The 20,968-nt window shown below is 75.0% G+C and carries 18 protein-coding genes; 15 read left to right on the forward strand and 3 right to left on the reverse strand.

Translation table 11 applies throughout. The features are described from left to right. The first annotated feature begins 114 nt into the window (after positions 1-114). The 5 genes from argJ to J3P29_RS09100 all read left to right on the forward strand — a co-directional run bounded on the left by argJ (position 115) and on the right by J3P29_RS09100 (position 5,240). Entirely contained in the window at positions 115-1,425 is a 1,311-nt protein-coding gene (gene argJ, locus J3P29_RS09080) for a bifunctional glutamate N-acetyltransferase/amino-acid acetyltransferase ArgJ (protein ID WP_210492803.1), read from the forward strand. Continuing rightward, a complete protein-coding gene (argB, locus tag J3P29_RS09085; RefSeq protein ID WP_210492805.1) occupies positions 1,422-2,300 on the forward strand; it encodes an acetylglutamate kinase in 879 nt (292 codons plus the stop codon). The genes argJ and argB overlap by 4 nt, the downstream gene beginning before the upstream one ends. Before the next feature lie 4 nt (positions 2,301-2,304). Then, positions 2,305-3,498, forward strand: coding sequence for an aminotransferase class III-fold pyridoxal phosphate-dependent enzyme (locus J3P29_RS09090; RefSeq protein WP_210492808.1), 1,194 nt, complete (start codon positions 2,305-2,307; stop codon positions 3,496-3,498). Positions 3,499-3,714: 216 nt separating this feature from the next. Further along, positions 3,715-4,341 (forward strand): XRE family transcriptional regulator, encoded by a 627-nt coding sequence (locus tag J3P29_RS09095; protein ID WP_210492810.1) that lies wholly within the window; start codon positions 3,715-3,717, stop codon positions 4,339-4,341. Beyond that, positions 4,338-5,240 carry an EamA family transporter gene (locus J3P29_RS09100; protein WP_210492812.1) on the forward strand — a complete coding sequence of 301 codons (903 nt, stop codon included), beginning with the start codon at positions 4,338-4,340 and terminating at the stop codon, positions 5,238-5,240. The genes J3P29_RS09095 and J3P29_RS09100 overlap by 4 nt, the downstream gene beginning before the upstream one ends. A gap of 44 nt (positions 5,241-5,284) precedes the next feature. On the opposite strand, the gene J3P29_RS09105 is transcribed toward J3P29_RS09100, so the two are convergent. Next, on the reverse strand, positions 5,285-5,929 hold the full coding sequence (locus J3P29_RS09105; protein ID WP_210492815.1) for a hypothetical protein: 645 nt from the start codon (positions 5,927-5,929) through the stop codon (positions 5,285-5,287). Positions 5,930-6,055: 126 nt separating this feature from the next. On the opposite strand from J3P29_RS09105, the gene J3P29_RS09110 reads away from it, so the two are divergent. Then, complete coding sequence (locus J3P29_RS09110; protein WP_210492817.1) at positions 6,056-6,673, forward strand: DUF4389 domain-containing protein; 618 nt, start codon at positions 6,056-6,058, stop codon at positions 6,671-6,673. A gap of 97 nt (positions 6,674-6,770) precedes the next feature. Beyond that, on the forward strand, positions 6,771-7,595 hold the full coding sequence (locus J3P29_RS09115) for a carbon-nitrogen hydrolase family protein (protein ID WP_349239793.1): 825 nt from the start codon (positions 6,771-6,773) through the stop codon (positions 7,593-7,595). A 71-nt stretch (positions 7,596-7,666) separates the two neighbouring features. Here J3P29_RS09115 and J3P29_RS09120 read toward each other — a convergent pair whose 3' ends face one another. After that, a complete protein-coding gene (locus tag J3P29_RS09120; RefSeq protein ID WP_210492819.1) occupies positions 7,667-8,557 on the reverse strand; it encodes an alpha/beta hydrolase-fold protein in 891 nt (296 codons plus the stop codon). Positions 8,558-8,625: 68 nt separating this feature from the next. Here J3P29_RS09120 and J3P29_RS09125 point away from each other — a divergent pair, with 68 nt between their 5' ends. The 8 genes from J3P29_RS09125 to J3P29_RS09160 all read left to right on the forward strand — a co-directional run bounded on the left by J3P29_RS09125 (position 8,626) and on the right by J3P29_RS09160 (position 20,489). Further along, positions 8,626-9,972 carry a hemolysin family protein gene (locus J3P29_RS09125; protein WP_210492821.1) on the forward strand — a complete coding sequence of 449 codons (1,347 nt, stop codon included), beginning with the start codon at positions 8,626-8,628 and terminating at the stop codon, positions 9,970-9,972. 112 nt (positions 9,973-10,084) lie between these two features. Beyond that, complete coding sequence (locus tag J3P29_RS09130) at positions 10,085-11,434, forward strand: argininosuccinate synthase (RefSeq protein WP_210492823.1); 1,350 nt, start codon at positions 10,085-10,087, stop codon at positions 11,432-11,434. Further along, positions 11,434-11,616: a hypothetical protein gene (locus J3P29_RS09135; protein ID WP_210492825.1), complete on the forward strand. Its 183-nt coding sequence runs from the start codon at positions 11,434-11,436 to the stop codon at positions 11,614-11,616. Before J3P29_RS09130 ends, J3P29_RS09135 begins: the two co-directional genes overlap by 1 nt. A gap of 11 nt (positions 11,617-11,627) precedes the next feature. Further along, positions 11,628-12,113 (forward strand): hypothetical protein, encoded by a 486-nt coding sequence (locus J3P29_RS09140; RefSeq protein WP_210492827.1) that lies wholly within the window; start codon positions 11,628-11,630, stop codon positions 12,111-12,113. A gap of 117 nt (positions 12,114-12,230) precedes the next feature. Continuing rightward, the gene (locus J3P29_RS09145) at positions 12,231-13,838 is read left to right on the forward strand and encodes an ABC-F family ATP-binding cassette domain-containing protein (protein ID WP_210492829.1); all 1,608 of its coding nucleotides are present in this window, start codon (positions 12,231-12,233) and stop codon (positions 13,836-13,838) included. A gap of 221 nt (positions 13,839-14,059) precedes the next feature. Further along, positions 14,060-17,638, forward strand: a complete 3,579-nt coding sequence (gene dnaE, locus J3P29_RS09150; protein ID WP_210492831.1) for a DNA polymerase III subunit alpha — start codon at positions 14,060-14,062, stop codon at positions 17,636-17,638. Between the two features lie 96 nt (positions 17,639-17,734). Next, positions 17,735-19,108 carry a glutamate--tRNA ligase gene (gene gltX / locus J3P29_RS09155; protein ID WP_210492833.1) on the forward strand — a complete coding sequence of 458 codons (1,374 nt, stop codon included), beginning with the start codon at positions 17,735-17,737 and terminating at the stop codon, positions 19,106-19,108. 349 nt (positions 19,109-19,457) lie between these two features. After that, positions 19,458-20,489: an HDOD domain-containing protein gene (locus tag J3P29_RS09160; RefSeq protein WP_349239794.1), complete on the forward strand. Its 1,032-nt coding sequence runs from the start codon at positions 19,458-19,460 to the stop codon at positions 20,487-20,489. Here the strand turns inward: J3P29_RS09160 and J3P29_RS09165 are convergent. Beyond that, the gene (locus J3P29_RS09165) at positions 20,486-20,935 is read right to left on the reverse strand and encodes a VanZ family protein (protein WP_210492835.1); all 450 of its coding nucleotides are present in this window, start codon (positions 20,933-20,935) and stop codon (positions 20,486-20,488) included. The genes J3P29_RS09160 and J3P29_RS09165 overlap by 4 nt on opposite strands. Between the last annotated feature and the right edge of the window lie 33 nt (positions 20,936-20,968).

A 20,968-nucleotide genomic window follows, 5' to 3' on the forward strand; every position in this document is an offset into this window, starting at 1 on the left:
CGCGGCGCCGCGGGCGCCCGCCCCGCCGGCCGTCGGCGCCCGCCCCGCCGGCCGTCGGGGCCCGCCGCCCGGCGCGGCGGTCCCGACGCGGCGCCCCGCTCTAGACTGGCGGGAATGCCTGACCCCGTATCCGGAGCGCCGAAGACCGACGAGAGCCCGTCCTTCTTCCGCTCCCGATGGGTCGAGGTGCCCGACAGCGTCGTCGCCGTCGACCCCCGCGGGCTGCCGAAGGGCTTCCGCGCCGCCGGCGTGGCCGCCGGCATCAAGCCGTCGGGCGGCACCGACGTGGCGCTGCTCGTCTGCGACGAGCCCGGCGCCGTCAGCGCCGCGCGCTTCACCCGCTCGGGCACCGCGGCCCCGCCCGTCCTCGTCACCCGCCAGGAGTCGCGGCTGGACGCGCTGCGCGCCGTGGTCGTGACGAGCGGCAACGCGAACGCCGGCACGGGCCGCGACGGCTTCGAGACCGCGCGCCAGGTGCGCGCCGCCGCCGCGCGCGCGACCGGCGTGGACGAGGACCAGGTCGCGGTGTGCGCGACCGGCGTCATCGGCGTGCCGCTGCCGATGGACGTCGTGCCGAACGGGATCGCGGCGGCGGGGGAGGAGCTGCGCGCCGACGGCGACGACGACTTCCGCCGCGGCATCGAGACGACCGACCTCTTCCCGAAGACCGCCAGCCTGACCGTGCGCCTGGACGGCGGCGACGTGACGCTGCACGCCGTCTGCAAGGGCGCGGGCATGATCCAGCCGAGCTTCGCCACGATGCTCTGCTTCGTGACCACCGACGCGCGCCTGCAGGCCGAGACCGCCGACCTGCTGCTCGGCGTGTGCGTCAAGCGCTCCTTCGACCGGATCTCGGTCGACGGGCAGCTCTCGACGTCGGACACGGCGGTGCTGATCGCGTCCGGCGCCAGCGGGGTGGAGGTCGCCCCCGGCAGCCCGGACGAGCAGCGCCTGGGCCTGGCGCTCGACGCGCTGCTGCGGCAGCTGGCCGTGCTCATCGCGAAGGACGGCGAGGGGGCGCGCCGCGTCGGCCGCGTCGTGGTGCGCGGCCCCGACGGGCCGGCGTGCGAGCGCGTCGCCCGCCAGGTCGCCAACTCGCCGCTCGTCAAGACGGCGCTCTACGGCGGCGACCCGAACTGGGGCCGCATCGTCCAGGCCGTCGGCGCCGTCATCCCCGGTCCCGCGTTCACGCCGGTCGGCGTGCGCATCGAGGGGATCGAGGTGTGCCGGGACGGCCAGGAGGCGATCTTCGACCGCGACGCCCTCGCCGTCCTCGTGTCGGGCCCCGAGGTGGAGTACGAGATCACCGTCGGCCGCGCCGAGCAGGACGCCGCGGCGCCGCAGGCGTTCGCCAACGAGACCGAGGTGTTCTTCAGCGACCTCGGCCACGAGTACGTGACCCTCAACGCGGAGTACACGACGTGAAGTCCGTCGAGAGCCGGGGCAACGGCGTGCGCGACGTCGGCACGCTCCTCGAGGCGCTCCCCTACATCCGGCAGTTCCGCGAGCGCACCGTCGTCATCAAGTACGGCGGCGCCGCGATGACCGACCCCGCGCTGCGCGAGGACTTCGCCCGCGACATCGCGTTGCTCAAGTACGTCGGCGTCAACGTCGTCGTCGTGCACGGCGGCGGCCCCGCGATCACCGAGCTGTCGGCCCGCCTGGGCCTGCCGGTCGAGTTCCGCGGCGGCCTGCGCGTCTCCGACGCCGACACCGTCGAGGTCGCCAAGATGGTGCTCGTCGGCAAGGTGAACAAGGACATCGTCGTCCGCATCAGCCGCCACGGCCAGGCGGCCGTCGGCCTGTCCGGCGACGACGGCAACCTCTTCCGCGTCGAGACGACCACCGGCCCGCAGGGCGAGGACGTCGGCTACGTCGGCCGCGTGACGAAGGTCGACACGACGGTCATCGACCACGTCGCCGAGGAGTTCGTCCCCGTCGTCGCGTCCGTCGCGTCCGACGAGCAAGGCCGCTCGCACAACGTCAACGCCGACGAGGCCGCCGCGGCGCTCGCCCGCGCGCTCGGGGCCACCCGGCTGATCTTCCTGACGGACGTGGCGGGCTGGCTCCGCGACGCGTCCGACCCGGACAGCCTGATCGTGCAGGCCGCCACCGACGAGGTCGAGGAGGCGCTCGAGGGCATCTCCGGCGGCATGCGCCCCAAGCTGCAGGCCTGCGTCGACGCGGTGCACTCCGGCGTCGGCGCCGCCAGCATCGTCGACGGCCGCAAGCCCCACTCCGTGCTGCTCGAGCTGTTCACGGACGACGGCTGCGGCACCCAGATCCGACCCGCCCGGTGACCGCATGCCCGACCCCCTGAGCCTGGAGGCCCTCGAGCAGATCGAGGCCCAGCACCTGCTGCGCAACTACGCCCGCCTGCCCGTGGCCGTCGCCTCGGGCGCCGACGTCTGGCTGCACACCGTCGACGGCCGCCGCATCCTCGACCTGCTCTGCGGTCTGGGCGTCACGTCGCTCGGCCACGGGCACCCGAACGTCACGATGGCGATCACCGAGCAGGCCGGCACGCTCCTGCACGCCAGCAACCTGGTGCACCTGGAGGGCCCGGTGCGCCTCGCGCAGCGCCTGGCGGAGAGCTCGCTCGGCGGCGGCGTGCTGTTCCAGAACTCCGGCGCCGAGGCGAACGAGGCCGCGATCAAGCTCGCCCGTCGGCACAAGCGCGGCGGCGAGATCGTCTCGCTCTTCCGCGGCTTCCACGGCCGCACGATGGGCGCGCTGTCGGCGACGCCGCAGGAGAGCAAGCAGGAGCCGTTCGCGCCGCTCGTCCCCGGCTTCCGCGCCGTGCCGCCGACCCCCGAGGCCGTGCACGCCGCGGTCGGCGACGGCACGGCCGCCGTGCTGCTCGAGACGATCCAGGGGGAGAGCGGCGTGCTGCCGATCGACCCGGACACGCTGCGCGCCGCCCGCGAGGCCTGCGACGCCCACGGCGCCCTGCTGATCGTCGACGAGGTGCAGTCCGGGATGGGCCGCACGGGCGACATGTGGAGCTACGAGGCGACCGGCGTCGTGCCCGACGTCATCACCGTGGCGAAGGCGCTCGCGAACGGCCTGCCGGTCGGCGCGCTCGTCACCGGCCCGCACCTGCTCGACGTCCTGCAGCCGGGCGATCACGGGTCGACGTTCGCCGGCAACCCGCTCGTCGCCGCGGCGGCCCACGCGGTGCTCGACGTCATGCAGGCGCCCGGGTTCCTGGAGCGCGTCCGCGTGGCCGGCGACCGCTTCCGCGCGGCGCTCGAGGCCGTGCCGGGGATCGCGTCGGTCCGCGGCCGCGGGCTGATGCTCGCCGCCGAGCTGGACGCGGACGCCGTCGGCCGGCACGGCTCGGCCGGCGACCTCGCCCTGCGCCTGGTCACCGAGCACGACGTGTGGGTCAACGCGCCCGCGCCGACCACGCTCCGCCTGCTGCCGCCGCTGACGATCGGCGACGCCGAGATCGACGAGGGCGTGGCGCGGATCGCGGCGGGGATCGCCGCCCGGTAGGGACCGCCGGCCGCGCCCGGCGACGGGCGGCGGCCGCGGCGGGGTCCGCGGGCGGGCCGGCCGGGGCCGGCCCGGGCAGGGCCCGGACTCGGGCGTCGCCACGTCGGAACGGGCCGCGCGGCCCGGGCGCGCCCGCCGCGCCACGAGCGACGGCAGCCCTCGCGCGCGGCACCCAAGGTGCACTCTGATGCGCGCTCAGTGCACTATGCTGCCCACATGGACGACGAGACGGCGGTCCTCGCGACGGCGATCGGGCGACGGGTGCGCGACGAGCGCCTGGCCCGCGACTGGACGCTGGACGGCCTCGCGCGCGCCGCGGGCCTGAGCCGCCGCGTCGTCGTGAACGTCGAGCAGGGCGCGAGCAACCCCAGCATCGGCACCCTCCTGAAGCTGGCCGACGCGCTCGGGGTCGGGCTGCCGACGCTCGTCGAGTCCCCGGGCGGCCCGCCGTCGCGCGTCACGCGCCGCGGCGAGGGAGCGGTCCTCTGGCGCTCGGACGCCGGCGGGCGCGGCGTGCTCGTCGCGGGCACCCAGCCGCCGGACGTCCTCGAGCTCTGGGACTGGACGCTGTGCCCGGGCGACCGGCACGAGAGCAGCGCGCACGCCGCGGGCACGCTCGAGGTCCTGCAGGTGCACGAGGGCGCCCTGCGGATCGAGCTGGGCGATGAGGTCACGCTCCTCGAGCCGGGGGACGCGATGGCGTTCGCGGTCGACGTGCCGCACGCGTACGCGCAGGCGGGGAGCGGGCCGGTGCGGTTCTCGCTCGCCGTCTTCGACCCGGGCGTGGGGCCGAACGGCAGGCGGGCCCGGCGCCCGCTGGAGCCGGGGGGAGGCACGCCATGATCGCGGCTCCGGTCGGCCGCCCGGGGACGGCCGTGCCGCCGTGGGCGCTGGCGGCGACCGCGATGCTCGCCGTGCAGCTGAGCTCCGCGCTGTCCGTCGGCGTCATCGAGGACGTGGGGGCGGCCGGCACCGCGTGGCTGCGCCTGACGTTCGGCGCGCTCGTGCTCGTCGTGCTCGTTCGTCCGCCGCTGCGGGCGGTGCGCCGGGCCGACGTGCCGGCGGTCCTCGCGCTCGGGGTGACGACGGGCCTGGTGACCGTCCTGTTCCTGGGCGCGATCGCGCGCATCCCGCTCGGGACCGCCGTCGCGATCGAGTTCCTGGGGCCGCTCACGCTGGCCGCGGCCCGCGGCGGCAGCGCCCGGGCGCTCGTCTGGCCCGTGCTCGCCCTCGCCGGCGTGCTGCTGCTGACGGCGCCGTGGCACGGCGCGGTCGACGCGACGGGCGTCGGCATGGCGGTGCTCGCGGCGGTCGGCTGGGCCGTCTACATCGCGCTGACGCAGCACCTGGGCGACCGCTTCGTCGGACTGGGCGCGCTCGCCCTGACGGTGCCGGTCGCCGCCGCGACGGCGGCCGTCGTGGGCGTCCCGCAGGCGGCCGGGCACCTGTCCGTCGCCGCGGTGGCCGTGACGGCCGGCTTGGCCCTCGTGCACCCCGTCCTGTCGTACGCGCTCGAGCTGCTCGCGCTGCGCCGCATGACGGCCAGCGCGTTCGGCACCCTGATGGCGCTCGAGCCGGGGTTCGGCGTCGTCCTCGGCGTGCTCGTCCTGCACCAGGACCCGCGGCCGTCGCAGGTCGTCGGGATCGCGTTGGTGGTGCTCGCCGGCGGCGCGGCCCAGCGCGGCGGGCGGCGCGAGCACGCCCCGCCCCTCGGGGACGCCGAGGCGGCCCGTCCGGCGTAGGGGCGGCCCGGCCCCGGGCCAGCCGGGGCCGGCCCGGACGGCGGTCAGCCCGACGTGACCGGCGGCAGGTGCCCGATCCGCCGGGTGACCGCCGCCGCCGTCGCGTCGACGATCCCGTCGAGCAGGTCGAGCACCGGCGCCACCACGTCACCGCCGAACGCCGTGCGCGCCAGGTGCACGGCCTCGCCGCGGCGGCGGATCGCCTCGTCCAGCACGTCCGCGCCGGGGTGGCCGTCCAGGCTCGGCCACGACGGCGAGATCGGGCCCATGCCCGCCACCTGCTCCGCCAGCCGGTCGACGCCGGCCGCGCTCGGGGTGTTCCAGTGCCGGAAGCGGTAGTCGAGCGACGTGCCCAGGTGCCGGATCGCCGCCCGGTGCCAGCCGCCGCCCAGGCGCCGCAGCACGTGCTCCCACGGCTCGCCCGGCTCGCCGACGACCTCGACGATCGTGTCCCGGATCGCGCGCGGCAGGTCGGAGGGCCGGCGGGCCGCGCCGACGACGGCGACCGCCGCGCCGCGGAACAGCTCCTCCGCGCACGCCTCCCACGCCCCGAGCGCGAAGACGAGCGCGGCGGCGGGCACGAGCGCGGCGCGGGCGTCGTCGGGATCCTCCAGCTCGAGGAGCGCCCGCGGCGCGGTCATCAGCTCGGCGTAGCGGGCGCGCGCCTGCTGGACGGGGATCGGCTCCACCGCGCGGACGCTACCGCGGGCGGCCGACCGGACGGACGTGGAGGCCGCTTGCGGGGGCCTCGGACCGCTGGTAGGAAGGGCGCGGTCCCCCGTCCAGAATTCCCGTACCCGTCCCGAGAGGACCCCGTGCTCCCACCCGGCACCGTCGCGTTCGTCAGCGAGCGCCGCGAGCGGCACAGCCGCCTGACCGCCTTCTTCCGCTGGCTCCTCGTGATCCCGCACCTCGTCTACGTCGCCGTCTACGGCTTCGTCGCGTTCTTCGGCGGCATCGTCGCGTGGCTGGCCCTCGTGGTCACCGGTCGCTACCCGGAGGGTCTCTACCGCTTCATGGCCGGCTACGCGCGCGTCGCGTCCCGCGTCAACGCCTACGCGTACCTGCTCGACGACCGGTTCCCGCCGTTCGCGGCCGACGACGCGTCCTCGTACCCGTCCGAGCTGCGGATCGGCCCGCCGAAGACCTCGTACTCCCGCCTGCTCGCGTTCTTCCGCTGGGCGCTGCTGATCCCCGTGTGGCTCATCACCTACGTCCTCAGCGTGCTGGTCGGGATCCTCGCCTTCGTGGGCTGGGTGGTCGTCATCGTGCTCGGCCGGATGCCGGAGGGCCTGCACAACGCGATCGCGTTCTGCGTCTCGTACCTGGCTCGCGGGGTGGCGTACGGCTGCCTGCTGACGGAGGACTTCCCCGGCTTCGACGGCTCGGTCGAGGCCGCCGAGGCGCGCGCCGCCGCGCGGCACGACCGCTGACCGCGCCCGCCGCGGGCGACGGACCGTCGGAGGGACCGCCCCCGGCGTCGACGGTCCGTCCGACGCGCGCGCCCCGCCCAGCGTCGACAATGGGAGCGTGACGACGGACGCGCGGCAGGCCCCCGACGACGGCGCGGTGCGGGTGGCCGCCCTGCAGACGGCCGGCACGCCGGGCGACGTGCACGCCAACCTGGCCGAGCTCGACCGCGCGGCGGCGGACGCCGTCGCGCGCGGCGCCTCGCTGCTCATCACGCCCGAGATGTTCCTGACCGGGTACGAGATCGGCCCCGCCGCCGCCGACCTGGCCCGGCAGGACCTCGACGGGCCCACGGGCGCGATCGCCGCCCGGCACGGCATCGACCTGGTCGTCGGCCTGCCCGAGGCCGACGGGGACCGGCTCTACAACACCGCGAGCGTCTTCGCCGCGGACGGCGCGCTGACGGCCCGCTACCGCAAGACGCACCTGTTCGGCGACCTGGACCGGGCGGTCTTCACCGCGGGGGACGAGCTCGTCACGACCTTCGAGCACCGCGGCCTGAAGGTCGCGCTGCTCGTCTGCTACGACGTCGAGTTCCCGGAGACCGTACGCGCGGCCGCCCTGGCCGGCGCGCACCTCGTCGCCGTCCCGACCGCCCAGATGGAGCCGTTCTCGTTCGTCGCGGACGTCCTGATCCGGACACGGGCGTGGGAGAACCAGGTCTACGTCGCCTACGTCAACCACGACGGCGACGAGGGCGGCGAGCTGCGGTACGTCGGCGGCAGCAGCCTCGTGGCGCCGGACGGCGCCGTGCTCGACCGGGCGGCGCACGGCACGGCGCTGCTCGTCGCGGACCTGCGGCGCGACGTGGTCGAGGCCGGCCAGCGCGCCAACCCCTACCTGCTCGACCGCCGCCCGCCGCACGCCCCGGTCGCCGCGGGCTGAGCGGCGGCGCTCCGCGTCCTGCCCGCGGGGCCGCGGCGCACCCGCCGCCGACGAGCGCGGCCTGGCCGCCGTCAGCGCGCCGGGCGACAGGCGGCGAGCGCGTCCGCGTAGAAGCGCAGGTACGTCGCCATGCCGCGCTCCCAGTAGCGCCCCTCGTGCCCGCCGGGGCCGCTGCGGACGGTCACCCGCTCGCCCGCGGCCCGCAGCGCGCGGACGAACGCGCGGTCGGCCGCGTCGAACGGGTCGTCGCGGCCCCGGTCCAGCCACAGCGGCACCCCGTACCGCGCCCGGCCCGCACGGACGAGGCCGATCGGGTCGTGCGCGGCGAAGTCCTCCGCGTCGTCGTAGGCGCCGGGGGCCGTCGCACCGGCCGAGGTCCACAGCGCGGGGGAGTGCCCGCCCACCGCGCAGAAGCCGCCGTCGGCCGCCAGCGCGTACGCGCCCGCCCCGCCCATCGAGATCCCGCCGACCGCCAGGCGCCGGCCGTCCAGCCCGTACCGGCGCACGGCCGCGGGGATCGCCTCGCGCCGCAGGTACGTGGCCCAGCGGCCGCTGCGGCGGTCGTGCCAGTACGACCCGCCGTCGTCGGCCGGGACGAGCACGACGGGCGCGCGGTCGCCCAGGCGCGCGACCGCGGCCCGCAGCGGCGCGCCCGCGACCCACGCGGGGTCCTGCGCCTTGCCGTGCAGCAGCACGAGCAGCGGCCGTCCGCGCACGTCGCCGGCGGGCCGCACGACCGTCTGGACGAGCTTGCGGTCGGCGGCGCGGCTGCGCAGCGCGTACCGGTCCACCGTCGTGCCGCGGACCGCGGACGCCGGCACGTGGACCGCGGGCAGCTCCGACGCGGTGCGGGCGCGGGCCACGAGCGCGACGGCCGTGACGAGCACGCACAGCACGGCGAGCAGGGCCAGCCCGCGACGGACGCGGCGGGCGGCGGGGGACAACGCGGGCCGGTCCTCCATGCCGACATCATCGGCGATCCGGGGGCGGGGCGCGTGGGGCCGGGCGGGCGCGGGTAGCGTTCGGGGCGATGCCTCTCGCCGTCTCCGGCGGGACGATCGCCGTGGAGCTCGCGGTCACCGTCCTGCTCGTCGCCGTCAACGCCTTCTTCGTCGCGAGCGAGTTCACGATCGCGCGCGTCCGGGACAGCCAGATCGACGACTGGGTCGCGACCGGGCGGCCCGGCGCGCGCTCCGTCCGCCACGCCGTCGACCACATCGACGCCTACCTCGCCGCCTGCCAGCTGGGCATCACCCTCGCCTCGCTGGGCCTGGGCGCGTTCGGCGAGCAGGCCGTCCACTCGCTCCTCGAGCCGCTGCTGGGCGAGGCCGCCCGCATCGGCTCGATCGGCATCGCCAGCGCGCTCGCCTTCGCCGTCATCACCCTGCTGCACGTCGTCGTCGGCGAGCTGGCCCCGAAGAGCGCCGCCATCGCCCGCACCGAGCGCGTCGTCCTGGCGCTCATGCCGCCGATGCGCGGCTTCTACGTCGTCACCCGGCCGCTCGTCCAGCTCTTCAACGGCCTGGGCAACCTCATCCTCAAGCCGTTCGGCATCCCGCCGGCGCGCGAGGCGGGCTCGTCGCCGTTCTCGCAGCGCGAGCTGCTGCAGATCGTCCGCGAGTCCGGCGAGGGCGGCGAGATCAACCCCACCGAGCGCCAGCTCACGGAGAACGTCTTCGAGTACGACGACCGCCGCGTGCGCGAGGTGATGGTGCCGCGGCGCAAGGCGGTGCTGCTGCACGACGGCGCCACGATCGAGGAGGCCGCCCAGCTGGCCGTCGAGACCGGCGTCACGCGCATGCCGGTCTGCCCCGAGGACACCGGCCTGGACGGCGCGGCGGGGATCGTGCACGCGAAGGACCTGCTCGGCGCGATGCTCCGGGACCCGCGGCCGGCGCTGGCCGACCTGACCCGCCCGGTCGTGCGCGTCGGCGACGCGGCGTTCGTCTCGTCCGCGCTGCGCGAGATGCGCCGCGCCCGCCAGCACCTGGCGATCGCGATCGACGAGCACGGCACGGCGGTCGGCATCGTGACGGTCGAGGACGTGCTCGAGGAGCTCGTCGGCGAGATCGAGGACGAGTTCGACCGCACCGAGGAGCGGCTGATCCGGCCGGACGGCGACGAGCTCGTCGTGGACGGCGAGGCGCCCGTCTGGGACCTGCTCGACCGCCTGGACGACGTCGACCCGGACGCCGTCGAGGTGCACGAGGCGACGGTCGGCGGCCACCTGCTCGAGGTGCTGGGCCGGCTGCCCGAGGAGGGCGCCGAGCTGCAGCTGTTCGGCCGCCCCGTGCGCGTGGAGGCGGTCGGCGACGGCCGGATCCGGCGCGTGCGCCTGCGGCGTCCGGGCGCGGGCCCGCGGGCCGACCACCCCTGAGCGTCGGCCCCGGCGTCGCGAACGCCGGGCGGCCGCTGGCACCGAACGGCCGTACGGGCGCGCGGGGGCCGCGATCCGGGGGCGCCGACGCGCAGGTACCCTGTGCCCCCGTATGAGCGAGCACCCTCCGACCCCCGACGCCTCCGTCCACACCGAGGTCCATCGCGTAGCCGCCCCCGGGCAGACCCGCGTGGCCTCGTACCTGGCGGAGCGCGACGAGGTCCGTAAGGTCCTGCTCCTGTACTCGGGCGGCCTGGACACGAGCGTCATGCTCAAGTGGATCCAGGACGAGTACGACGCCGAGGTCGTCGCCCTCACCGTCGAGTTGGGCCAGCCCGGCGAGGACTACGACGAGGTCACGGGCAAGGCGCGCACGCTCGGCGCGGTCGAGGCGATCGTGCACGACGCGCGCGAGGAGTTCGCGACGGACTACCTGATCCCGGCGATCAAGGCGAACGTCAACTACGGCGACGGCTACCCGGCGTTCACGTCGCTCGGTCGGCCGCTGATCGCGAAGCTGGCCTGCGACTACGCGCGCAAGCACGGCTGCGACACGATCGCGCACGGCTGCACCGGCAAGGGCAACGACCAGGTCCGCATCGAGGCCACGATCGCCACGCTGGCGCCCGGGCTGAAGGTCATCGCGCCGGTCCGCTCCTGGGCGATGGGCCGCGACGAGGAGATCGCCTACGCCCGCGAGCACGGCATCCCGGTGAAGAACGCGCCGGCTGGCCAGCCCGCGCCGTACTCCATCGACGACAACCTGTGGGGCCGCTCGTCCGAAGGCCGGTGGATCGAGGACCTGACGCACGCGCCCGAGGACGACGTCTTCCAGCTCGTCACCCGGCCGGAGGACGCGCCGGACGAGGCCGAGATCGTCCGCATCACCTTCGAGGAGGGCGTGCCCGTCGCGCTCAACGACGAGCGGATGGACATCGTCCCGCTGCTCGAGGAGGCGGCGCGCCTGGGCTGCAAGCACGGCGTGGGCATCCTCGACCACATCGAGGACCGCATCGTCGGCCTGAAGGTCCGCGACATCTACGAGGTGCCGGCGGCCGCGATCATCCTGCCGGCGCACAAGGAGCTCGAGCGGCTCGTCGGCACGATCCACCAGAACCAGTTCAAGCCTGGCCTGGACCAGAAGTGGGCGTACCTGGTGTACGCGGGCCTGTGGTGGGAGCCGCTGCGCACCGACATCCAGGCGTACATCGAGCACGTCAACACGCGCGTCACCGGCACGATCGGCATGAAGCTGTACAAGGGCTCCGCCCGCGTCGTGACCCGCGAGTCCGAGAACGCGGTCTACGACGCCCAGCTGGCGACGTTCGCCGAGTCGGGCGGCCTGTTCGCGCAGGACGCCTCGCCGGGCTTCATCGAGCTGTGGTCGCTGCAGTCCCGCCTGGCGTGGCGCCTGGCCAACGGCCAGCACGACACCGGCACCGGCACGGACGGGACGCACTGATGCGCGGCTTCTACACCGTCCTGGGCTGGGTCACCTGGCGCGCGGCCAAGTGGTACCTCGCCAAGCGGCTGGGCCTGGCGCGCAAGGCCCGCCGGCTGCGGCTGGTGCTGACCGTCGCCGCCGTCGGCGGCGGGGCCTTCGCGGCGTCGCGCCGCCTGCGCCAGGGCGGCCCGACGGCCTGAGGGAGCACGGCGTGGCGACGGACGGACCCGGCATCCCCGCGGCGGCGGACCTCGCGCAGCGACTGCGCGACGAGGCGGCCGCGCGCGAGCGCGCCGAGGCCCGCGCCGCCGCCGCGGAGGCGCTCGCCCAGGTCGCCGAGGCGCGCGCCGAGCTGGCCGAGGCCCGCGCCGCCGTCGAGGGCGAGCTGCGCGTGTCGGGCGACCGGGCCCGCGCCGAGCAGCTCGACGCCCTGCGGGGCGGGCTGCTCGCCCTGCGTGCCGAGCTCGACGGCCTGCGCCGCGCCGCCGAGGCGGGCGCCGGGGTCGTGCCCGAGCCCGACGCCGTGCCCGCCCGGCCCGTGGTCGCCGACCCGGGCGTCCCGCTCGACGAGCTGGCCCGCGGCGCGCGCGAGCTGCTGGCCGGCGGCGGCCTGCGTCGCGCCGACGACGTGATCCGTGGGCTCGAGCACGCCGCCGACCGCCTGCGCGCCCAGGCGCCCCCGCCGGCCGACGGCTGACGATCCGGGGGCCGGCCGGGGTGGCACCCGGACGCGCGCCGCCGGCCCGTCCGGCAGAGTCCCCGGCATGCTCGCGCCCAGCCTGACGACCACCCCTCGACCCGCCGGGAGCCGACGATGGCGCACGTGAGCGCCGCCGGCCTGGCCTACGCCCACCCGGGCGGCGACACGCTCTTCGAGGAGCTGTCGTTCGTGATCTCGCCCGGCCAGAAGGTCGCGATCGTCGGCGCCAACGGCGTCGGCAAGAGCACCCTGCTGCGCGTGCTGGCCGGCGAGCTGGCGCCCGCGGAGGGCACCGCCACCGTCGGCGGCCGCCTGGCCCGGATGGCGCAGGACGTGGGGGAGACCGACCCCGAGGCCACCGTCCGGGAGCTGCTGCTCGCCGGGGCCCCCGACGCGGTCGCCGCCGCCGGCCGGCGGATGCTGGCCGCCGAGCGCGCGCTCGCGGACGGCGCCCCGGCGGAGGAGGCCGGCGTCGCGCTCGGCGAGGCGATCGGCGACTGGTCCGAGCTGGGCGGCTACGAGCTCGAGGCCGCGTGGGACGCCGCCTGCCGGCGCATCGTGGGCGACGGCCTGTCCGCGGTCGGCGACCTCCCCTGCGCGACGCTCAGCGGTGGCGAGCGCAAGCGCCTGGTGCTCGACGTGCTGCTGCGCGGCGACGCCGACGTGCTGCTGCTCGACGAGCCCGACAACTACCTCGACATCCCGGCCAAGCGCGAGCTCGAGCGGGCGGTGCGCACGACGCCGAAGACCGTCCTGATCGTCAGCCACGACCGCGCGGTCCTCTCGGCCTGCGCCACGCACGTCCTGACGATCGAGGGCCGCGGCTGCTGGATCCACGGCGGCTCGTACGCGGACTACCCCGAGGCGCGCGAGCGGCGGCAGGAGCTCATGGGCGACCGCCTGCAGCGCTGGAACGACGAGGAGAAGCGCCTGCGCGAGCTCGTGCGGACCTTCAAGGAGCGGGCGCGGTACCACGACTCGTGGGCGCGCAAGGCGGACGCGATGGAGTCGCGCTGGCGTCGCTGGGTCGACGCTGGTCCGCCGCCGCCCCCGGTGCAGGACCACGCGCCGACGATGCGCCTGCGCGGCGGCGACAGCGCGCGCCGGGTCATCACGCTCGAGCGGCTCGCCATCCCGGGGCTGCTCGCGCCGCTGACGGACGAGATCCGCTTCGGCGAGCGCGTCGGGCTCGTCGGGCCCAACGGCACCGGCAAGACGCACCTGCTGCGGGCGCTCGCCGGCCAGGACGTGGGGCAGGAGGGGAGGTGCGAGCACGGCCCGCGCGTCTCGCCCGGGCTGTTCACCCAGCACCACGACCGGGCGACGGCGCTGGGGGCCGAGGCGGTCCTGGACGCCGCGCTGGACGGGACGAACGGGGCGCTCGAGCCCGCGATGCGGTCCCTGGCGCGGTACGGCCTGGTCGACGCCGCCCGGCGGCCCGTCGGCACGCTGTCGGGCGGGCAGAAGGCGCGCCTCGAGATCCTGCTGCTCGAGCTGGCGGGCCACAACCTGCTGCTGCTCGACGAGCCGACCGACAACCTGGACGTCGAGAGCTGCGAGGCGCTCGAGACGGCGCTCGACGGGTTCGAGGGCACCGTCGTGGCGGTCTCCCACGACCGCACGTTCCTGCGCCGCCTGGACCGCTTCCTGCTCGTCCCGACGGACGGCCCGGTCGCCCCGCTCGCCGGCCCGGACGAGGCCCTGGCGGCGCTCGGCGGCTAGCGCGCGACGGCGCCGCGCGGCCCCGTGCGCGGCGCTTGCAGGGGCTTCTCGCCTGCCCGGCGGACGGCACGGGGAAGGGTCGGACGAGACCCCCGCACCGTCCCCGGCGGACGGCACGGGGAAGGGCCGGACGAGACCCCCGCACCGTCCCCGGCGGACGGCACGGGGAAGGGCCGGACGAGACCTCCGCACCGTCCGCCGGGGGGCCTACCCTGGAGGGCGTGAGTTCCCCGTCCTGCGTCCACCTGCACGTCCACTCCGAGTACTCGCTGCTGGACGGCCAGCCGAACATCGGCAAGCTCGTCAAGCGGGCGGCGGAGCTGGACCAGCCGGCGATCGGCCTGACCGACCACGGCGTGATGAACGGCGTGGTCGAGCTCTACAAGGCGGCGCGCAAGGAGGGCATCAAGCCGGTCATCGGCTGCGAGCTCTACCTCGTGGACGACCACGCGAGCAAGGACAAGACGAAGCCCAACCACCTGACCGTGCTGGCGAGCACGACGGAGGGCTACAAGAACCTGATGCGGCTCAGCTCCGTCGGGTTCACCGACGGCTACCGCCGCGGCAAGCCGACGATCGACCTGCGCCAGATGGAGCAGAACAGCTCCGGGCTGATCGTCCTGACCGGCTGCCTGGCGTCGCGGATGTGCCAGACGCTCGCCGACGACGACCTCGCCGGCGCGCGGGCGCACGCGGACGACCTGGTCAACGTCGTCGGTCGCGACAACGTCTACTTCGAGGTCCAGAAGAACGGGATCGACCTGCAGGACAAGTGCAACGAGGGCATCGTGCGCATCGCGCGCGAGATGGGCCGCCCCGTCGTCGGCACGACCGACGTGCACTACCTGCACCGCGAGGACTACGACACGCACGAGGCGCTCCTCTGCGTGCAGACGCAGTCGACGCTGGCGAACCCGAAGATGTCGTTCTCGACGAACGAGTTCTACGTCAAGAGCAACGACGAGATGGCCGCGCAGTTCGCGGAGTGGCCCGACGCGCTGCCGACGACGCTCGAGATCGCCGAGCGATGCGACGTCCACATCCCGCTCGGCGAGGGCTCGCTGCTGCCGCGCTTCCTGCCCGAGGGCGAGGACGAGGAGGCGTACCTGCACCAGCTCGTCGACGAGGGCCTGCGCGCCCGCTACGGCGACCCGATCCCGGCGGCCGCGCGCGAGCGGGCCGACATGGAGCTGGGCGTCATCCACCGGATGGGCTACGACGCCTACTTCCTCATCGTCCACGACTTCGTGAAGTGGTCGAAGGACCACGGCATCTCGGTCGGCCCGGGCCGTGGCTCGGCCGCCGGCTCGATCATCGCGTACGTCCTGGGCATCACCGACCTGGACCCGCTGCACTACGACCTGCTGTTCGAGCGCTTCCTCAACCCGGACCGCGTGTCGATGCCGGATATCGACATCGACTTCTCGGTTCGCGGCCGCGAGGAGGTCATGAAGTACGTGACCGACAAGTACGGTCGCGAGCGCGTCGCCCAGATCGTCACGTTCGGCCGCATGCTGCCGCGCAACGCGACGAAGGACTCCGCGCGCGTGCAGGGCTTCGACTACGCCACCGGCGACCGGCTGGCGAAGCTCATCCCCGACCCGATCATGGGCAAGACCCCGCCGCTCGAGAAGTGCCTCGCCGAGGGCACCGAGCTGCGCCAGGCCTACGACTCCGACCCGGTCGCCAAGCAGGTGCTCGACGTCGCGATGGGCCTGGAGGGCACCGTCCGCAACGCCGGCATCCACGCCGCCGCGGTCGTCATCTCGGACCGCGACCTGTCCTCGGTCGTCCCGATCCAGATCGCGGACTCCAAGACGGTCGACGAGCACGGCGACAAGATCTTCAAGCGCGTCACCCAGTTCCCCATGGGGCCGGTCGAGGAGCTCGGCCTGCTCAAGATGGACTTCCTGGGCCTGCGCAACCTCGACGTCATCCAGGACGCCCTCACGATCATCGAGGGCTCGACGGGCGAGCGGATCGACATCTCGGAGATCCCCCTCGACGACCGCAAGACGTACGAGATGCTCGCCCGCGGCGACTCGATCGGCGTCTTCCAGTTCGAGTCCGAGGGCATGCGCAAGGCGATGCGCCAGGTCAACCCGACGGAGTTCGACGACCTGATCGCCCTCGTGGCCCTGTACCGCCCGGGCGCCATGGACCAGATCCCGACGTACGCGGCGGGCAAGCACGACCCCAACACGATCCGCATCCCGGATCCGCGTCTGGCCCCGATCATCGGGCCGACGAAGGGCGTCATCCTGTACCAGGAGCAGTCCATGCGCATCGCGCGCGACCTGGCCGGGTTCACCCCCGGTCAGGCGGACGACCTGCGCAAGGCGATCGGCAAGAAGAAGCTCGACAAGATGGCCGAGCTGGAGCCGGCCTTCCGCGAGGGCTGCCTGCAGTCGGGCACGCACGCCGACGTCGTCGACTGGCTGTGGCAGACGAACCTCAACGCGGCGAACTACTCGTTCAACAAGTCGCACGCGGCCTGCTACGGCCTGGTCTCGTACCGGACCGCCTGGCTCAAGGCGAACTACCCCGCCGAGTACATGGCGGCGCTGCTGTCCTCCGTCATGTCGACGAAGGACAAGGTCCCGTTCTTCCTCAACGCGTGCGAGGACATGGGGATCCCGGTGCTGCCGCCGGACGTCAACGAGTCCGACCACGAGTTCACCGTCCACGACGGCGCGATCCGCTTCGGCCTGGACGCGGTCAAGGGCGTCGGCCACTCCGCGGTCGAGGCGATCAAGGAGGCCCGCGAGGACGGCCCCTTCACCTCGATCTGGGACTTCTGCGAGCGCGTCGACTTCCGCTGCGTGAACGGCAAGGCGCTCGACTCGCTGATCCGCTGCGGCGCGTTCTCCTCCACGAAGGCCACGCGCCAGGGCATGCTCGCCGTCGTCGAGGACGCCCAGCAGGTCGGCAAGAAGGTGCAGCAGGACGCCGCGGCCGGTCAGGGCTCGATCTTCGACTTCGGCATGGACGACGCCGCCGCCGGCGCGTCCGCCACGAAGGCGTCGACGCACCCGCCGATCCCGACCGCCGAGTTCGACCAGCGCGAACTGCTCGCGATGGAGAAGGAGGTCATCGGCCTCTTCCTCTCCGCCCACCCGCTCAAGGACGTCCGCGACGCCCTGGCGCACAAGACGGAGTGCGGCCTGGCCGACCTGCGCTCGCGCCAGCACGACTCCTGGGTGCAGGTCGGCGGCATGGTCGCCGACATGCGGCGGATCAACACGCGCAAGGGCGACGTCATGCTGCGCGGCACGCTGGAGGACACGGAGACGACGATCGACCTCGTCGTCTTCCCGAAGGCCGTGCCCGAGCTCGAGCCGGTCCTCAAGCCGGACGAGGTCGTGCTGCTGCGCGGCCGCCTGGACCTGAAGGACGACGAGCGCGTGGCGCTGCTGGTGCAGAGCGCCAAGCCGTTCGCGCCGTCGAGCAAGGAGCTCGAGGCGGCGGCCGGCGCCGCCGACGCGCGCCGCGCCGAACGCGAGGCCGCCGCCGCGCCGACCGAGCTGTTCCTGCGCGTGGACGGCGCCGCCGTCCGCGAGTCGGCGCTCGGCCGCCTGAAGCACCTGCTGCGCGACCACGAGGGCGAGGCCAGCATCGTGCTGACGATCGCCACGTCGTCCGGCCCGCGCACGCTGCGGCTGGGCGACGCGTTCCGCGTCAACCCGACCCCGACGCTGCAGATGGAGCTCGAGCGCCTGTTCGGCGCCGGCGCGCTCTCGACGGCCGCCCCGGCGCCCGTGCCCGCCGCCGCGGTGCCCGAGACGCCCGTCGCGGCCTGAGGCCCCGAGGGCCGCGACGCCGTCCGTCCGTCGCCGGGCGGACGGCGTCCGCGGCGTCGCGGCGGACGGGGCGATCCCTGCCCTAGCCTCTGGAGGATGCGCGTACGTTTCGCCCCGTCGCCGACGGGCAAGCTCCACGTCGGTGGGGCCCGGGCCGCCCTCTACAACTGGCTGCTCGCCCGCGGGTCCGGCGGCCAGTTCCTGCTGCGGATCGAGGACACCGACCGCGAGCGGTCGACGCCCGAGAACGTCGAGCAGATCCTCGACGCGCTGCGCTGGCTCGGCCTGGACTGGGACGGCGAGATCGACTTCCAGACGCAGCACGAGGAGCGCCACCGCGCCGTCGTGCAGCAGCTGCTGGACGAGGACAAGGCGTACCGCTCGAACGCCACCGCCGACGACGTGAAGGCGTACAAGGCCGAGCACGGGGCCGACAAGGGCTTCCGCGGGTTCGACCACCCGACGCGCTCGACGGACGACACGGGCGCCGTGCGCCTGCGCGTGCCCGAGGGCGAGACGGTCGTCCGCGACCTCGTCCGCGGCGACACGACGTTCCGCAACGTCCACATGGACGACCCGGTCATCGCCCGCGGCGACGGCAGCCCGCTCTACAACCTGGCGGTCGCCATCGACGACCACGACGCCGGCATCACGCACGTCGTGCGCGGCGAGGACCACCTGTCCAACACGCCGAAGCAGCTGCTCGTCTACGCCGCGCTCGGCGCTGAGGCCCCGCTCTTCGCGCACCTGCCGCTGCTGCACGGCCCCGACGGCAAGAAGCTGTCCAAGCGCCACGGCGCCGCGTCCGTCCAGGAGCTGCGCGCCGCCGGCTACCTGCCCGACGCCGTCATCAACTACCTGGCGCTGCTCGGCTGGGGCGACGAGGACGACGAGACCGAGATCCCCCGCGAGGAGCTCGTGAAGCGCTTCGACATCGAGCGCGTGTCGAAGAACCCGGCCCGCTTCGACGAGCAGAAGCTGCGCTGGCTCAACGGCCGCTACCTCCGCGGGCAGGGCGTCGACGCGCTGACGGCGACGATCAAGGCCCACCTGGAGGAGACGGGCCACGGCCACATGGTCGCCGGTCGCGACGACCTGCTGCGGATCGCGGTCGAGATCTCGCAGGAGAAGATCAGCACCGTCGACGACTTCTGGCCGCTCGCGGGCTTCCTCTTCACGGGTCCCGTCGACGACGTGAAGGCGCAGGAGAAGTGGCTCGACGCGCCGCACCTCGAGCACCTGGCCGCCGTGCGCGACACGCTCGCCGGCGTCGAGCCGTTCTCCGTCGAGGCCGTCGACGGCGCGCTGCGGGCGCTCGTCGGCGAGCGCGGCGCGAAGGCGAAGGACGTCTTCCAGCCCCTGCGCGTCGCGCTCGCGGGGACCGCGATCTCGCCCGGGGTGTTCGAGTCCGCGGCGGCGCTCGGCCGCGACGAGACGCTGCGCCGCGTCGACGCCGCGCTGGGCCGCTAGGACCACCCGGGGCTGCGTGGTCGGTCGCCTGCGGCCGATCACCGGGACGCGGGCCGGCCGGCCGGCCCACCGGGCCCCGCCGATCGGGGAAGGCGGAACGTCCACGGCGCGCGGGCGCCGCATGCGCGGTCTCGACGCTCGTACGGTCCCGAATCGATTTCGGGCGCACATCTGCGGAGAACTACGGACTCAAGGTGGACGAACAGGCTGCCGATATGTCCAGAGAGGCCCCGAAACTCCCCGAACGACGACCGTGACTCCTTCCTCCCCAGCCGCCCCGATCTTCCCGCCCACGTCGTCCGGTGGGGCGTCCGGTCCCGCGCCGGCCGGCCGCACGGTCGGTGGCTCGGTGCCCACGCGGCCCAACGAGCAGCACGGCCGCCGGCTGACCGCGGCGTTCGAGGCGCTCGAGGGCTTCCCGGCGCTCGCGGAGTCGCAGACCCGCCTGCTCGCCGCCCTGGACGCCGACCCGGTCGATCCCTCCGCGATCGTCGCCGCGCTCGAGAGCGACCTGGGCCTGGGCCTGGGCGTGCTGCGCGTCGCCAACCGCCTCGACACCGGCTCGGCCGGCCGCATCTCCTCGATCGCCGCCGCCGTCGAGGTCGTCACGCCGCCGTCGCTGCGCGTCCTGGCCGAGCGCACCCGCACCGTCGACTACTTCGACCGCGCCGGCTCGTGGGGCCGCGAGGCCGACTCCCACCGCCGCCACGTCGCCGCCGTCCAGTCCGCGATCCACCGCATCGCGGCGCTCGTCGACGACGTCGACGTCGACATGCTCTGCGCCGCCGCGCTGCTGCACGACGTCGGCAAGCTCGTCCTGCTCCACGCCCACGCCGGCTACCCGGACCGCGTGCTCGTGCGCGACGCGACGCCCGAGGAGCGGATCATCGCCGAGCGCCGCGAGCTCGGCGTCGACCACGCCCTCGTCGGCGGCGTGCTCGTCCGCCGCTGGGGCCTGCCGCGCGACCTGGCACGGCTCGTCGAGCGCCACCACGCCGAGGACCTGGACCGCGACGTCGCGATCCTGCGCCTGGCCGACCTGCTCGCCCACCACGCGCACGGCGACGAGATCTCCCCGCAGGTCCTCATGCGCGTCTCCCGCGCCATCGGGATCGACGCCTCGCCGCTGCGCGCCCTGCTCTACGACCAGGCCGTGCCGATGGTTCGGCGCTCGCGCAGCGCCCTGCCGTGCCCGCTGTCGGGGCGCGAGATGGAGGTCCTGCGTCGCCTGGCGACCGGCCGCGTCTACAAGCAGATCGCCGGCGAGCTGGGGCTCTCGACCAGCACGGTCCGCACCCACCTGCACAACATCTACGGCAAGCTCGGCGCCGTCGACCGCGCCCAGGCGGTCCTGATCGCCGTCGAGCGCGGCTGGCTCTAGCCCGCCCGGCCGCGCGTGGGCCGGACGGTCCACGCGCGCCACAGCAGCACCGCCACTCCCACGCCCGCGGCGTCGATGGCGACGTCCCACGGCGAGCCGACCCGGCCGCTGACGGTCGACTGGTGCAGCTCGTCGATCGCCGCCCAGGCGATCGCGATCGCCGTCGCCGCCACCACCGCGCGGGCGCCGCGCACCGCGCCCCGCTGCGGGCGGCGATCGAGCAGCGCCCACGTCCACAGCAGCGTGAGCACCGCGTACTCGGTCATGTGCGCGCCCTTGCGCAGGACGGTGTCGATCCACCCCAGGTCGGTGGCCAGGTGGTGCTGCGCGCTGAGCGCCCAGATCACGGCCATCAGGGCGAGCGGCGGCAGCAGCCGCAGGGGACGGGGGAGGCCCGCGCCGGCGGGCCCTGGCCGCCGCGGGGCGCGCGGTCCGGTGCCTGGCATAGGATCAGGAGGGTACGGGCGCCCCTGGCCCGT

This window comes from Patulibacter sp. SYSU D01012, from assembly GCF_017916475.1.
Classification (GTDB): Bacteria; Actinomycetota; Thermoleophilia; order Solirubrobacterales; family Solirubrobacteraceae; genus Patulibacter.

What these genes read in the sequence shown, in the direction of transcription:
- J3P29_RS09125 (WP_210492821.1), top strand. Translation starts at nt 8,626, where the DNA reads ATGCCTCTCGCCGTCTCCGGCGGGACGATCGCCGTGGAGCTCGCGGTC.
- J3P29_RS09100 (WP_210492812.1), top strand. Translation starts at nt 4,338, where the DNA reads ATGATCGCGGCTCCGGTCGGCCGCCCGGGGACGGCCGTGCCGCCGTGG.
- J3P29_RS09130 (WP_210492823.1), top strand. Translation starts at nt 10,085, where the DNA reads ATGAGCGAGCACCCTCCGACCCCCGACGCCTCCGTCCACACCGAGGTC.
- argJ (WP_210492803.1), top strand. Translation starts at nt 115, where the DNA reads ATGCCTGACCCCGTATCCGGAGCGCCGAAGACCGACGAGAGCCCGTCC.
- J3P29_RS09145 (WP_210492829.1), top strand. Translation starts at nt 12,231, where the DNA reads ATGGCGCACGTGAGCGCCGCCGGCCTGGCCTACGCCCACCCGGGCGGC.
- J3P29_RS09165 (WP_210492835.1), bottom strand. Translation starts at nt 20,935, where the DNA reads ATGCCAGGCACCGGACCGCGCGCCCCGCGGCGGCCAGGGCCCGCCGGC.
- J3P29_RS09135 (WP_210492825.1), top strand. Translation starts at nt 11,434, where the DNA reads ATGCGCGGCTTCTACACCGTCCTGGGCTGGGTCACCTGGCGCGCGGCC.
- J3P29_RS09120 (WP_210492819.1), bottom strand. Translation starts at nt 8,557, where the DNA reads ATGGAGGACCGGCCCGCGTTGTCCCCCGCCGCCCGCCGCGTCCGTCGC.
- J3P29_RS09090 (WP_210492808.1), top strand. Translation starts at nt 2,305, where the DNA reads ATGCCCGACCCCCTGAGCCTGGAGGCCCTCGAGCAGATCGAGGCCCAG.
- J3P29_RS09095 (WP_210492810.1), top strand. Translation starts at nt 3,715, where the DNA reads ATGGACGACGAGACGGCGGTCCTCGCGACGGCGATCGGGCGACGGGTG.
- gltX (WP_210492833.1), top strand. Translation starts at nt 17,735, where the DNA reads ATGCGCGTACGTTTCGCCCCGTCGCCGACGGGCAAGCTCCACGTCGGT.